Origin of the sequence: Streptomyces sp. BBFR2, from assembly GCF_044497305.1 — a bacterium.
Classification (GTDB): domain Bacteria; phylum Actinomycetota; class Actinomycetes; order Streptomycetales; family Streptomycetaceae; genus Streptomyces.
Genome location: NZ_CP172415.1, coordinates 3,967,050 through 3,979,638 on the forward strand (window position 1 = coordinate 3,967,050; position 12,589 = coordinate 3,979,638).

A 12,589-nucleotide genomic window follows, 5' to 3' on the forward strand; every position below is an offset into this window, starting at 1 on the left:
CAGCGGTGCCCGGCGCGCCCCGGGGACGGGGTGCGCCGGTGATCATCGGGGTGGGGATCGACGTCGCCGAGATCGACCGGTTCGGGGCGGCGCTGGAGCGTACGCCGGAGCTGGCGCGGCGGCTGTTCATCGACGCGGAGCTGGTGCTGCCGAGCGGGGAGCGGCGCGGCACCGCCTCGCTGGCGGCCCGTTTCGCCGCGAAGGAGGCGGTGGCCAAGGCGCTCGGCGCGCCCGGCGGGCTGCACTGGACCGACGCCGAGGTGTACGTCGAGGACAGCGGCCAGCCGCGGCTGCGGGTGCGCGGCACCGTCGCCGCCCGCGCCGCCGAACTGGGCGTCCGCGCCTGGCACATCTCGCTCAGCCATGACGCGGGCGTGGCGTCGGCGGTGGTGGTGGCGGAGGGGTGAGGCCCGGGGCGCGCGGCCCGGAGACGGCGCGCCCGGGATGGACCGGCAGCGGGGCGGAGCCGGGCCGGGGCGGCCGGGGTCTCGCGCACGGGCCCGGGCTTCCTCCCGTACCGGCGGTAGGTCTCCCGGCCGGTGTCGACCATCGGCGACACCGGCGCGGCGGGCAGGCCCGTCCCTCACGGGCCGCTTCCCTCATGGGGCCGGGCAGTCCCTTACGGGGCGTGGCCGGCCCTTACGGGTTCCGGCGTCCCTTACGGGTTCGGCCCGCCCCTACGGGCCCCCACGTCCCCTACGGGCCTGGCCTTCCCCTACGGGTTCCGGCGTCCCCTACGGGCTCGGCCCTCCCCGTACGGGCACACGTCCCGTACGGGACGGCCCGCCCGCTCCGTCCGCACTCGCTCCGTCCCCCGGCCCGCCCCGTAGCCCGTGCCGCACCGGCGGGCCGGTGTGAGACTGGGGCGCATGAGGACTGCGTACAGCGTGGCGGACGTGCGGGCGGCGGAGCGGGAGTTGATGGCGCGGGTGCCCGAGGGGGCGCTGATGCAGCGGGCGGCCGCCGGGCTCGCGGCGGTCTGCGCGCGGCTGCTGAGCGGGGGGCGCGGGGTGTACGGCTCCCGGGTGGTGCTGCTGGTCGGCAGCGGGGACAACGGTGGTGACGCCCTGTACGCCGGGGCGCGGCTGGCGCGCCGGGGCGCCGGGGTCGGTGCGGTCCTGCTGACGCCGGAGCGGGCGCACGCCGGGGGACTGGCGGCGCTGCGGGCGGCCGGCGGCACCGTCGCCGACGACGCGGAGCACGCCGTGGCCCGCGCCGATCTGGTGGTCGACGGCATCGTCGGCATCGGTGGCCGTGGCGGACTCCGTCCCCGCGCCGCCCAACTCGCCGCGCTGGCCGCCGGGTCGGCCACCGTCGTCGCCGTGGACCTGCCGAGCGGGGTGGACGCGGACACCGGCGAGGTCGCGGGGGAGGCGGTCCGGGCCGATGTGACGGTGACGTTCGGGGCGTACAAGCCGGGGCTGCTGATCGATCCGGCGCGGGAGCGGGCCGGGGTGGTGCACCACGTCGGCATCGGGCTGGCGCCGTCCGCGTCGCCCGCCGCCGAGGCGTTGCAGCACGCGGACGTGGCGCGGCTGCTGCCGGTGCCGTCGCCGGAGAGCGACAAGTACCGGCGCGGGGTGGTCGGCGTGGTCGCCGGCTCCGCGCGCTATCCGGGCGCGGCGGTGCTGGCGGTGGCCGGTGCGCTGCGCGGCGGCGCGGGCGCCGTCCGGTACGTCGGCCCGGCCGCCGACGCGGTCCTCGCGCGCTTCCCGGAGACGCTGGTGCACGCCGGGCCGCCGCACCGCGCGGGCCGGGTCCAGTCCTGGGTGATCGGCCCCGGCATCGGCGACGAGGCGGACGCCCTGGACGACGTCCTCGCCGCCGACGTGCCGGTGCTGGTGGACGCCGACGGGCTGCGGTTCCTGACGCCGGAGCGGGTACGGGCCCGGACCGCGGGCACGGTGTTGACCCCGCACGCCGGGGAGGCCGCCGCGCTGCTGGGCACCGACCGGGCCGAGGTCGAGGCGGGCCGCTGGCGGGCGGTCGGCGAACTGGCCGCCAGGTTCGGCGCGACGGTGCTCCTCAAGGGCTCGACGACGCTGGTCGCGGACGGCTTCGGCCCCGTACGGGTCAACCCCACCGGGACCGGCTGGCTGGCGACCGCCGGCAGCGGCGATGTGCTGTCGGGTCTGGCCGGATCGCTGCTCGCCGCGGGGCTCGTCCCGCGTGACGCGGCGTCGGCGGGCGCGTATCTGCACGGCCTCGCGGCGCGCTTCGCCGCCGGTCCGGACGGTGCGCCCATCACCGCCGCGCAGGTCGCCGGACGCCTCGCGGCGGCCTGGCGGGACGTCGGACGGCACACCCCGCGCACCGGCGGGACGGCCCGCTGAGCGGCGGTCGCGGGCCGGTGCCCGCACCCCGCGCGGACGCTGTTTCCGGGGTCGGGGCGGGGCCTGTGTGTCGCCCCGCGCACCGGCGGGACGGCCCGCTGAGCGGCGGTCGCGGGCCGGTGCCCGCACTCCGCGCGGAGGCTGTTTCCGGGGTCGGGGCGGGGCCCGGGGACGGTGTCCGTCCGGGCGTACCCCGGGTCCGCCGGGCGGCGCCTGAGACACTGAGAGGGATGAACGAGAGAGCAACGCGGGCCCGCGCCGTCATCGACCTCGCCGCCGTGCGGTCGAATGTCCGAGCGCTGCGCGGCCGCGCACCCGGGGCAGAGCTGATGGCCGTGGTCAAGGCCGACGGCTACGGACACGGCGCGGTGCCCTGTGCGCGCGCCGCCCGCGCGGCCGGCGCGAGCTGGCTGGGCACCGCGCTGCCCGAGGAGGCGTTCGCGCTCCGCGCGGCCGGGGACACCGGACGGCTGATGTGCTGGCTGTGGACGCCGGGCGGCCCCTGGCGCACCGCCGTCGAGCAGGACATCGACGTCTCCGTCAGCGCGCTGTGGGCACTGCGCGAGGTGAGCGAGGCGGCCCGCGCCGCCGGGCGCCCGGCCCGCGTCCAGCTCAAGGCCGACACGGGCCTGGGCCGCAGCGGCTGCCAGCCCGCCGACTGGCCGGAGCTGACCGCCGCCGCCCGCGACGCCGAACGCGCCGGGCTGCTCACCGTCACCGGCATCTGGTCCCACTTCGCCTGCGCCGACGAACCGGGCCACCCCTCGATCGCCGCGCAGCTCACCGCCTACCGCACGGCGCTGGCCGTCGCCGGGGCCGCGGGGCTGCGCCCTCAGGTACGGCACATCGCCAACACCCCGGCGCTGCTGACCCTGCCCGAGTCCCACTTCGACCTGGTCCGCGCCGGCATCGGGATCTACGGCATCTCGCCCGCGCCCGAGGTCGGCACCGCCCGGGAGCTGGGGCTGCGCCCCGCGATGACGCTCCAGGCGTCGCTCGCCTCGGTCAAGGGCGTCCCGGCCGGCCACGGCGTCTCGTACGGCCACCACCACACGACGGCGGCCGAGACCACGCTCGCGCTGGTGCCGCTCGGCTACGCGGACGGCATCCCGCGCCACGCCTCCGGCAGCGGCCCGGTGCTCGTCGCCGGGAAGCGGCGGACGATCGCCGGGCGGGTCGCGATGGACCAGTTCGTCGTCGATCTGGACGGCGACACCGCGCTGCCGGGCGACACCGCGGTGCTCTTCGGGCCGGGCGACGACGGTGAGCCCACCGCCGAGGACTGGGCGCGGGCCACCGGCACCATCGCGTACGAGATCGTCACGCGGATCGGCGGCCGGGTCGCCCGCGTCCACCGCGACGGCGCGCCGGAGCCGGGCGTGCCCGCGGCGGTGGGCAGCCGCGGCGTCGGGGGTACCGGATGACGGACGGCCGGGACGCGGCGGCCGGGGCCACGGCCGTGGGCAACTGGGCGAAGGCCGGGCGCCACGCGGGCCTGGCGGGCGCCGCGATCGGCGTGGTCGCCGCGGGCGCCGCCGCCGGGGTGGCGATGGAGCGGATGACGGTCGGCCGCGGGATGCGCCGCCGCGCCCGCGTCGCGCTGGACGCCGTCGGCCCCTACGGCACCCTGCGCGGCGCCCCGGGCACCGCCGTCGCCGAGGACGGCACCCCGCTGTACTACGAGATCGACGAGACCGGTGACACGGCGCCGCGCCCCCGGACGTCGAAGGGGACGGCCGCGTCCGGCGCCGAGCGGGCCGCCGCGCGGCAGGCCGCCGAGGTCCGCCGCCGCCTCGCCGGACCGCGCCGCCGCTCGCCCGCCCCCACCGTCGTCTTCTGCCACGGCTACTGCCTCAACCAGGACTCCTGGCACTTCCAGCGCGCCGCGCTGCGCGGCGCGGTCCGCACCGTCCACTGGGACCAGCGCAGCCACGGCCGCTCGGGCCGCTCCCGCCCGCCCGCCGACGGCGGCGCGCCGGTCACCATCGATCTGCTGGGCCGCGACCTGAAGGCGGTGCTGGACGCGGCGGCGCCCGAGGGGCCGCTGGTGCTGGTCGGGCACTCCATGGGCGGGATGACGGTGATGGCCCTCGCCGACCAGTACCCGGAGTTCGTGGCCGAGCGGGTCGCGGGCGTCGCGCTGATCGGCACGTCCGCCGGGCGGCTGAGCGAGGTGGCGTTCGGCCTGCCGTCGTTCGGCGTGAAGGCGTTCCACCGGCTCGCCCCCGGCCTGCTGAAGGTGCTGGGCGCGCAGAGCGACGTCGTCGAGCGGGGCCGCCGCGCCACCGCCGACCTCTTCGCCGGGATCATCAAGCGGTACTCCTTCGGCACCCCGCAGGACGTCGACCCGGGCGTCGCCCGCTTCGCCGAGCGGCTCATCGAGGCCACCCCCATCGACGTCGTCGCGGAGTTCTACCCGGCCTTCGCCACCCACGACAAGGCGGCGGCGCTGGTGGCGTACGACACGGTCGCCTCGCTGGTGCTCGCCGGGGAACGCGATCTGATCACCCCGGCCGACCACAGCGAGGCCATCGCCGAACTGCTGCCCGCCACCCGCCTGCTGAAGGTGGACGGCGCCGGCCACCTGGTGATGCTGGAGCGCCCCGAGCTGGTCACCGAGGAGCTGGTGACGCTGATCGAACGGGCCGCGTCGGGCGGACGGAAGGGCCGCCCGGCCCGGGCCTGACCGCCGCGCCCGTACCATTTGCGGCATGAGTGCCACCGCCACACAGACCCGTGTCACCGTCGAAACGCCCGAGCGTATGCAGGAGTTGGGACGCCGGCTGGCCGCGCTGCTGCGCCCCGGTGACCTGGTGCTGCTCACCGGCGAGCTGGGCGCGGGCAAGACGACGCTCACCCGCGGCCTGGGCGAGGGCCTGGGCGTACGCGGCGCCGTCACCTCCCCGACCTTCGTCATCGCCCGGGTCCACCCGTCGCTGACCGGCGGCCCCGCGCTGGTCCACGTCGACGCGTACCGCCTCGGCGGCGGGCTCGACGAGATGGAGGACCTGGACCTCGATGTGTCGCTGCCGGAGTCGGTGGTGGTCGTGGAATGGGGTGACGGCAAGGTCGAGGAGCTGTCCGACGACCGGCTGCACGTCGTGATCGAGCGCGCGGTGGGCGCGGACGCCCCCGCGGACGCCGGGTGGGAGAGCGACGCCGCCGACGTCCGCACGGTGACGGTCACCGGGATCGGCGCCCGCTGGACGGACGCGGGCCTCGCGGAGCTGACCACGGGCTGACCGGCCCGGCGGGCGTCCGCCGCGGGTGCGGGGCCACGGGTGCGTGTGTGTTTTCCGACAGGCCGTCGGTAACGTGTTGCGCCGGTGGCCTCTGCCGTGGTGACATGGGAAGAGGAGAAGAAGTTAGGCTTGCCTAAGTTCGCTCTCGTCCGCCGCTTGCCCCAGGAACCCGGGAGGCGACCATGACAGCCCACGAGCCCGCCGCCGCACCGCCCGCCCACGAGACGTGCGACGCACCGCCCACCATGCGCCAGCTCCTCGCGTCCTGCGCCGCCGCCACCGCCGTCTCCACACCCCCCGAGCCCCCGGCCGCCGCACCCGCGGCCGAGCCCGGCCACCCCGCCCCGTCAGCCCCGGAGCGCGACGCGGCATAGCCCGTACGGGGGAGCGGTCGGCCCTGGGACACGCACGGGCCGGCCCTCACTCGTGTACGGGGTGCGGCCCCCTCAAACGCCGATGCCGCGGGCCGGAGCGCGGCCGCGGTGGGGCCCCGGTCGAACGGAAAGCCGGGCCCCGGGCAGGAACGGAAGGGCCCCGGGCAGGAGCGGAAGCCGGGCCCCGGACAGGGGAGGCGCCGCCGGAAGCCCCGCGCGGGCGGCCCCGTCAGGCGACCACGACCACCTTCGTGCCGTTGACCGCGAAGTCCCACATCGCGGCGCCGTCGGCGCGCGATTCGCGGATACCGCCGGTGCGCTGCGAGGCGTCCGGGTTGGGCGACGAGCCGTCGACCGCCGCGCTGAAGCCGATGACCACACCGTCCACGCCGGCGAACCGTACGACGTGCTCGATGGCGATGCCGTCCGACCCGGTCACGCTCACCGACCGCGAGGTCACCGCGTAGGTGCCCATCGGCGGGGAGACCGTGCTGGGGGCGACGGTGAAGGTGCGGACGGGGGTGTTGTCCGCGCCGACCAGCCAGACCCGCTTGGCGCCGAGCGCGTAGACGATCCGCTTGCCGGTGCCGGACGCCTCGGGGACCTCCGGCGCCGCCGGGCGGTGCTCCTTCTTGCCGCCCCCGGGCCGCGCGGGGTGCTTGCCCGCGGTGTCACCGCTCTTGTGGTGCGGACGCAGATCGGCGGGGGCGGACGCCGACGCCTGGTAGCCCAGGAAACCGACCGCGACCAGCGCCGCCGCGGTGAGCGCGGTGACGATCGTGCTGCTCCTGGCGGGCATCGCTGTGCCACCTTCCGCTGTGTGCGCTTCCGTGGTGCTCGCCCGCCGGGGCGAGTCGGCTCGCGGTCCGATTGACGTACTGGACGCCGACCGTAGCACCGGAAAAGGCACCGCCCGGCGCGCCGTACGCTTGAGGGCGTGCTGCTCCTAGCCCTAGACACCGCCACGCCCGCCGTCACCGTCGCGCTCCACGACGGGGAGCGGGTCCTCGCCGAGTCCCGCCAGGTGGACGCGCGCCGCCACGGTGAGCTGCTGCTGCCCGCCGTCGACCGGGTGCTGGCCGAGGCGGGCGTGAAGCTCGACGCGGTCACCGATCTGGTGGTCGGCGTCGGCCCCGGCCCCTACACCGGCCTGCGGGTCGGCCTGGTCACCGCCGCCTCCTTCGGCGCCGCGCTCGGCATCCCGGTGCACGGCCTGTGCTCCCTGGACGGCCTCGCCCACGCCGCCGCCCTGGACACCCCCTTCATCGTGGCGACCGACGCCCGCCGCAAGGAGGTCTACTGGGCCCGCTACGGTGCCGACGGCCGCCGCCTGACCGAACCGGCCGTCGACCGCCCCGCCGACCTCGCCGAGCAGGTCGCCGGTGTCCCCGCCGTCGGCGCCGGCGCGCTCCTGTACGACACGGTCTTCACCGGCGTACGGCGCGACGGGCCCGAGCACCAGTCCGGCGCCGCCCTCGCCTCCGCCGCCGCCGCGCGGCTCGCCGCCGGTGAGGAGCTGCTGGAGCCCCGGCCGCTCTACCTGCGCCGCCCCGACGCCCAGGTCCCGGCCAACTACAAGGTGGTCACGCCCCGGTGAGCACGACCGTCCCGGGCGCCGTGGACGCCCCCGTCCTGCGCGAGATGCGCTGGTGGGACCTGGACGCGGTGCTCGCCCTGGAGCGGAAGCTCTTCCCGGAGGACGCCTGGTCGCCCGGGATGTTCTGGTCCGAGCTGGCGTACGCCCGCGGCCCGGCCGCCAACCGCCGCTACCTCGTCGCCGAGAGCGGCGGGGAGATCGTCGGCTACGGCGGACTCGCCGCCGTCGACGGCACCGGCGACATCCAGACCATCGCCATCGCCCGCGCGCGCTGGGGCACCGGCCTCGGCGCCCGGCTGCTGACCGCGCTGCTGACCGCCGCCACCGCCTTCGAGTGCCACGAGGTGCTGCTGGAGGTCCGTGTCGACAACCACCGCGCCCAGCGCCTCTACGAACGCTTCGGCTTCGTCCCGCTCGGCTTCCGCCGCGGCTACTACCAGCCCGGCAACGTCGACGCCCTGGTCATGCGGCGCGCCGCGACCGACCCGGACGCCGAGGCCCCGGACCCCGATCCGGACGCCGCCCCCGCCCCCGACGCCCCCCGTTCCAAGGAATCCGATCACCATGGCTGACTCCCGCGGCGGACCGCTGGTCCTCGGCATCGAGACCTCCTGCGACGAGACCGGCGTCGGCATCGTCCAGGGCCACACCCTGCTCGCCGACGCCGTCGCCTCCAGCGTCGACGAACACGCCCGCTTCGGCGGCGTCGTCCCCGAGGTCGCCTCCCGCGCGCACCTGGAGGCGATGGTCCCCACCATCCAGCGCGCCCTGAAGGACGCCGGCGTCGCGGCGAGCGACCTCGACGGCATCGCCGTCACCGCGGGCCCCGGGCTCGCCGGCGCCCTGCTCGTCGGCGTCTCGGCGGCGAAGGCGTACGCGTACGCCCTCGGCAAGCCGCTGTACGGCGTCAACCACCTCGCCTCGCACATCTGCGTCGACCAACTGGAGCACGGCGCGCTCCCGGAGCCGACGATGGCGCTGCTGGTCTCCGGCGGCCACTCCTCGCTGCTGCTGGCGCCCGACATCACCTCCGACGTCCGGCCGCTCGGCGCGACCATCGACGACGCGGCGGGCGAGGCGTTCGACAAGGTCGCGCGGGTGCTGCACCTCGGCTTCCCCGGCGGCCCGGTCATCGACCGCTACGCGCGCGAGGGCGACCCGGAGGCGATCCGCTTCCCGCGCGGTCTGACGGGGCCGCGCGACGCCGCGTACGACTTCTCGTTCTCCGGTCTGAAGACCGCGGTGGCCCGCTGGATCGAGGCGAAGCGGGCGGCCGGTGAGGAGGTGCCGGTGGCGGACGTCGCCGCGTCCTTCCAGGAGGCGGTGGTGGACGTGCTGACCCGTAAGGCCGTCCGCGCCTGCAAGGACAACGGCGTCGACCACCTGATGATCGGCGGCGGTGTCGCGGCCAACTCCCGGCTGCGGGCGATGGCCGCCCGCCGCTGCGAGGACGCCGGGATCACCCTGCGGGTGCCGCGGCCCAAGCTGTGCACGGACAACGGCGCCATGGTCGCGGCACTCGGCGCGGAGATGGTGGCCCGCGGCCGCGCCGCCTCCGACTGGGACCTGCCCGCCGACTCCTCCCTCCCGGTCACCGAACCCCACGTCCCCGGCGCCCACCCCCACGACGGCCACGGCCACACCCACGACCACGACCACGTCCACGAGCTGAGCAAGGAGAACCTCTACGGCTGACCGGGCGGGCGGGGGCCCTCGCTACCCTGGCAGCGGCCGAACGGCCGGCGGCGCGCGGGGAGGCGGGCATGGACTGGTTCTGGTGGGTCTTCATCTTCTTCATGGCGGGCGGCTTCGCGAAGGTCGCCGACCTGGCGCGCGGCGCGCTGCGCACCCGCCACGAGCGCCGTATGGAGCGCCTGGAGACCGACCGCGCGCGCCGCGCCGAACTGGCCGCCGCCCAGGAGCCGCCCAAGCCGGTCTGCGGCTGCACCCACCATCTCGCCAAGCACGACAAGAGCGGGAAGTGCCACGAGCCGGTGGAGCGGCCGGTCGCCTGGGACGCCGACCACCGGCCGGTGCGCTACGAGGCCGGCACCTGCGCCTGCCAGCAGTACATCGGCCCGCAGCCGCTCGCCCAGATCTACGCCGAGGACCTCACCGACCGGGCGTGACCCGCGGGTTCGCCGGGTGCCCGAGCAGCATCGCGGGGGCGCCCGCGACCCGGGTGAGGAAGACCGTGCAACTGTTGCGCCCGCCGAGCTTCAGCTTCTTGCGCAGTTCCTCCGGCTCCACCGCCGACCCGCGCTTCTTGATCACCGCGACGCCGACCTCCCGCTCCCGCAGCAGCGCCCGCAGCTTCTTGACGTTGAACGGCAGCACATCCGTGATCGCGTAGGAGGTGGCGTACGGCGTCGGGACCAGGGTGTCGGCGGTGATGTAGGCGATCGTCGGATCGATGAGCCGCCCGCCGACCTGCCGGGCGACGTCCGCGACGAGATGCGCGCGGATCACCGCGCCGTCCGGCTCGTGCAGCCAGCCGCCGACCGGGCCCGGCTCCGGGTCGGGCAGGTCCGCGCCGAGCAGCGACTCCCCGGCGGGCAGCAGCGTCGCCCGGCGGCCGCCCGGCCGGACCGCCCCGGGCGCCGTGTCCCCGGCGGGCCCGAACCACAGCACCGCCTCCTTCACGTCGCCGCCGTCGGAGATCCACTCGGTCTCGGCGTCCGCGGGCAGCGCCTCGTGCGGCACGCCCGGCGCGATCTTCAGCGCCGCGTACGGGGCGGTGCGGGCCGCGCCGATCGCCCAGGACAGCGGCGGGGAGTACGCCTCGGGGTCGAAGATCCGCCCGCCGCGCGCCTTGGTGCGCCGCGCCGGATCGACGAAGACCGCGTCGTAGCCGGTGGTGTCGGTCTCCGTGACGTCCGCGCGGCGCACCTCGATCAGGTCGCCGAGCCCGAGCGCCTCGGCGTTGGCGCGGGCCGCGGCGCAGGCCAGTGGGTCCCGGTCGACGGCCAGCACCCGGATCCCGGCGCGGGCCAGTGCGAGCGCGTCCCCGCCGATGCCCGCGCACAGATCGGCGACGGAGCGGACGCCCAGCGCCGCGAGGCGGGCGGCGCGGTGCTCCGCGACGGCGGTCCGGGTGGACTGCTCGACCCCGTTCGGCGTGAAGTACATCCGCCGGGCGTCGGCCCCGAACTTGGCCGCGGCGCGCTGGCGCAGCCGCGCCTGTCCCAGCGCGGCGGAGACCAGCTCCGCCGGATGCTCCCGGCGCAGCCGGGTCGCGGTGGCCAGCTCATCGGCCGGGTCATGGTCGTGCAGGGCGTCCAGCAGCGCCTGCCCCTCGGAGGTGAGCAGCGCGGCGAAGGAGTCGGGATCGGTCACGCCCCCATCATTCCTCCCCGCCGCGGCGGTGCGGCGGACGGGCCGGACGAGCCTGGTCCCCCGGGGCCCTTACGGGGTGAGGGCCGGAGCCCGTACGGGGGTTGGCCGGGGCCGTACGGGGCGGGAGCGGAGCCCGTACGGGATGGGCCAGGGCCCGTAGGGGACGGAACCAGAGCCCGTACGGATGGGCCGTGGCCTTACGGGAGGGGGCCCGGAGCCCGTACGGGGTGAGCCGGACTCCGTCCGGGGCGGGAGCGGAGCCCGTATGGGACGGGCCAAGAGCCGTAAGGGACGGAAGCGGAGCCCTACGGGACGCGCCGGTGCCCCGTACGGGCCGGAAGCCGAACCCTTACGGGGCAGGCCAAGCCCCGTACGGGCCGGAAGCCGATCCCGTACGGGACGGCCCGACACCGTACGGCCCTGAGCATCCCTCCACGAGCCGAGCCGGCCCCACGCCGTTCCGAAACCCGGCCCCCGACCCGCCCCCGACCCCGCCCCGACCCGCCCCGACCCGCTCGGCGTACGGCGGGTGGGGCCGTCGGGCGGACGGCGCGCCGGGCGGCGTGGGCCGGTCGCCTGACTCTGCCGCGTGGCGGGCGGCGGCGCGGCGGAGGGCGCTGCCACGATCCGGCGTTATGCAGCTAATCAGACTTTTCTCGCGATCCGGGTGTCCCGGGCCGGCCCGGGCGGTGCCCCGCCCGGTGGCGCGCCGCACCCGTTCCCTGGCCGCGTTCGGCGCCCTGGGTCTGCTCGCCGTCGGCTGCTCCGCCGCCGCGACACCCTCCTCCCAGGACAACGTCCCCGCCCACGGCCGCCCCGCCGTGGCACCCGCCGCCCGCGCCCTGCTCACCCAGGCCAAGCTGCTCGAACGGGCCCAGGCCCGCCGCGACGCCGTGGCCGCCCGCTGGGGCCTGGACGAGGCACCGCTGGAGCCCCCCGAGCCACCCGCGGCCAAACCGCACGTCACCACCGAGCCGGTCTTCTCCCGTGGCGACGACCCGAAGCTCCCGGTCGCCCTCTCCCGCGTCCCGACCGACCGGAAGATCGTCTTCCTGACCCTGGACGACGGCTACGACAAGGACCCCGAGTTCCTCCGGATGACGAAGGAACTCCACATCCCCTACAGCGCGTTCCTCAGCGACTACCTCGCCAAGGACGGCAAGGGCTACGGCTTCTTCCGCACCGTCCAGCAGCAGGGCAACGGCGTGCACAACCACACGCTGCACCACCCCTACCTGCCCGGCCTCAGCGTTGACCGGCAGCGCGAGGAGATCTGCGGCCAGCAGGAGAACCTCACCCGCGAGATGGGCCGCACCCCGCGCCTCTTCCGCCCGCCCTACGGCGACTACTCCCGCGAGACCCTGGAGGTCGCCGCCTCGTGCGGTATCAGCGTCGTCCCGCTGTGGGCCGAGGAGTTCTTCCCCGACCGCATCGACTACAGCCGCGGCGACGGAAAGCTGCACCCCGGCGACATCATCCTGAGCCACTTCCGGGGCCGCGACGACTGGCAGGCGACCATGCCCGACCTGCTCCGCAACGTCCTGCGCACCGCCACCGAACAGGGCTTCGCCCTCGCCCGCCTGGAGGACTACGTCTGAGCCGGACCCCTGCGGGCGGCGGCGGCCGGGGCGTGACGCTCCCGCCCGCCGCGTACGGAACGGCCACCGCGTCCGCTCCGCGCGGGCGGCGGCCGGCCGCCGGGGCGCG

13 protein-coding genes are annotated in these 12,589 nt (G+C 76.6%); 11 read left to right on the forward strand and 2 right to left on the reverse strand.

The window, feature by feature from the left end:
• The first annotated feature begins 38 nt into the window (after positions 1-38).
• From ACGH2B_RS16015 to ACGH2B_RS16040, 6 genes are all read left to right on the forward strand, one after another.
• Positions 39-407, forward strand: a complete 369-nt coding sequence (locus ACGH2B_RS16015; RefSeq protein WP_399089273.1) for a holo-ACP synthase — start codon at positions 39-41, stop codon at positions 405-407.
• Between the two features lie 462 nt (positions 408-869).
• A complete protein-coding gene (locus ACGH2B_RS16020; RefSeq protein ID WP_399089276.1) occupies positions 870-2,333 on the forward strand; it encodes an NAD(P)H-hydrate dehydratase in 1,464 nt (487 codons plus the stop codon).
• Between the two features lie 230 nt (positions 2,334-2,563).
• Positions 2,564-3,757 (forward strand): alanine racemase, encoded by a 1,194-nt coding sequence (gene alr / locus ACGH2B_RS16025; RefSeq protein WP_399089279.1) that lies wholly within the window; start codon positions 2,564-2,566, stop codon positions 3,755-3,757.
• A complete protein-coding gene (locus ACGH2B_RS16030; RefSeq protein WP_399089282.1) occupies positions 3,754-5,019 on the forward strand; it encodes an alpha/beta fold hydrolase in 1,266 nt (421 codons plus the stop codon). Before alr ends, ACGH2B_RS16030 begins: the two co-directional genes overlap by 4 nt.
• Positions 5,020-5,044: 25 nt before the next feature.
• Complete coding sequence (gene tsaE / locus ACGH2B_RS16035; RefSeq protein ID WP_399089285.1) at positions 5,045-5,575, forward strand: tRNA (adenosine(37)-N6)-threonylcarbamoyltransferase complex ATPase subunit type 1 TsaE; 531 nt, start codon at positions 5,045-5,047, stop codon at positions 5,573-5,575.
• 182 nt (positions 5,576-5,757) lie between these two features.
• Complete coding sequence (locus ACGH2B_RS16040) at positions 5,758-5,949, forward strand: hypothetical protein (RefSeq protein ID WP_399089288.1); 192 nt, start codon at positions 5,758-5,760, stop codon at positions 5,947-5,949.
• 229 nt (positions 5,950-6,178) lie between these two features.
• Here ACGH2B_RS16040 and ACGH2B_RS16045 read toward each other — a convergent pair whose 3' ends face one another.
• Entirely contained in the window at positions 6,179-6,748 is a 570-nt protein-coding gene (locus ACGH2B_RS16045; RefSeq protein ID WP_399089291.1) for a hypothetical protein, read from the reverse strand.
• A gap of 138 nt (positions 6,749-6,886) precedes the next feature.
• Between ACGH2B_RS16045 and tsaB the strand changes: the two genes are divergently transcribed.
• From tsaB to ACGH2B_RS16065, 4 genes are all read left to right on the forward strand, one after another.
• Positions 6,887-7,546 (forward strand): tRNA (adenosine(37)-N6)-threonylcarbamoyltransferase complex dimerization subunit type 1 TsaB, encoded by a 660-nt coding sequence (gene tsaB / locus ACGH2B_RS16050; protein WP_399089294.1) that lies wholly within the window; start codon positions 6,887-6,889, stop codon positions 7,544-7,546.
• A 44-nt stretch (positions 7,547-7,590) separates the two neighbouring features.
• A complete protein-coding gene (gene rimI, locus ACGH2B_RS16055) occupies positions 7,591-8,118 on the forward strand; it encodes a ribosomal protein S18-alanine N-acetyltransferase (RefSeq protein ID WP_399097044.1) in 528 nt (175 codons plus the stop codon).
• On the forward strand, positions 8,111-9,241 hold the full coding sequence (gene tsaD, locus ACGH2B_RS16060; RefSeq protein WP_399089297.1) for a tRNA (adenosine(37)-N6)-threonylcarbamoyltransferase complex transferase subunit TsaD: 1,131 nt from the start codon (positions 8,111-8,113) through the stop codon (positions 9,239-9,241). The genes rimI and tsaD overlap by 8 nt, the downstream gene beginning before the upstream one ends.
• Before the next feature lie 68 nt (positions 9,242-9,309).
• Positions 9,310-9,675, forward strand: a complete 366-nt coding sequence (locus ACGH2B_RS16065) for a hypothetical protein (protein ID WP_399089300.1) — start codon at positions 9,310-9,312, stop codon at positions 9,673-9,675.
• Here the strand turns inward: ACGH2B_RS16065 and ACGH2B_RS16070 are convergent.
• Positions 9,659-10,882 (reverse strand): methyltransferase domain-containing protein, encoded by a 1,224-nt coding sequence (locus tag ACGH2B_RS16070; protein WP_399089303.1) that lies wholly within the window; start codon positions 10,880-10,882, stop codon positions 9,659-9,661. The genes ACGH2B_RS16065 and ACGH2B_RS16070 overlap by 17 nt on opposite strands.
• Before the next feature lie 701 nt (positions 10,883-11,583).
• Between ACGH2B_RS16070 and ACGH2B_RS16075 the strand changes: the two genes are divergently transcribed.
• Positions 11,584-12,480: a polysaccharide deacetylase family protein gene (locus ACGH2B_RS16075; RefSeq protein ID WP_399089306.1), complete on the forward strand. Its 897-nt coding sequence runs from the start codon at positions 11,584-11,586 to the stop codon at positions 12,478-12,480.
• Positions 12,481-12,589: the final 109 nt, after the last annotated feature.

Excerpts from the sequence above, each read along its gene's own strand:
- ACGH2B_RS16020 (WP_399089276.1), top strand. The coding sequence starts at position 870 with ATGAGGACTGCGTACAGCGTGGCGGACGTGCGGGCGGCGGAGCGGGAG.
- alr (WP_399089279.1), top strand. The coding sequence starts at position 2,564 with ATGAACGAGAGAGCAACGCGGGCCCGCGCCGTCATCGACCTCGCCGCC.
- ACGH2B_RS16030 (WP_399089282.1), top strand. The coding sequence starts at position 3,754 with ATGACGGACGGCCGGGACGCGGCGGCCGGGGCCACGGCCGTGGGCAAC.
- tsaE (WP_399089285.1), top strand. The coding sequence starts at position 5,045 with ATGAGTGCCACCGCCACACAGACCCGTGTCACCGTCGAAACGCCCGAG.
- ACGH2B_RS16040 (WP_399089288.1), top strand. The coding sequence starts at position 5,758 with ATGACAGCCCACGAGCCCGCCGCCGCACCGCCCGCCCACGAGACGTGC.
- ACGH2B_RS16045 (WP_399089291.1), bottom strand. The coding sequence starts at position 6,748 with ATGCCCGCCAGGAGCAGCACGATCGTCACCGCGCTCACCGCGGCGGCG.
- rimI (WP_399097044.1), top strand. The coding sequence starts at position 7,591 with ATGCGCTGGTGGGACCTGGACGCGGTGCTCGCCCTGGAGCGGAAGCTC.
- tsaD (WP_399089297.1), top strand. The coding sequence starts at position 8,111 with ATGGCTGACTCCCGCGGCGGACCGCTGGTCCTCGGCATCGAGACCTCC.
- ACGH2B_RS16065 (WP_399089300.1), top strand. The coding sequence starts at position 9,310 with ATGGACTGGTTCTGGTGGGTCTTCATCTTCTTCATGGCGGGCGGCTTC.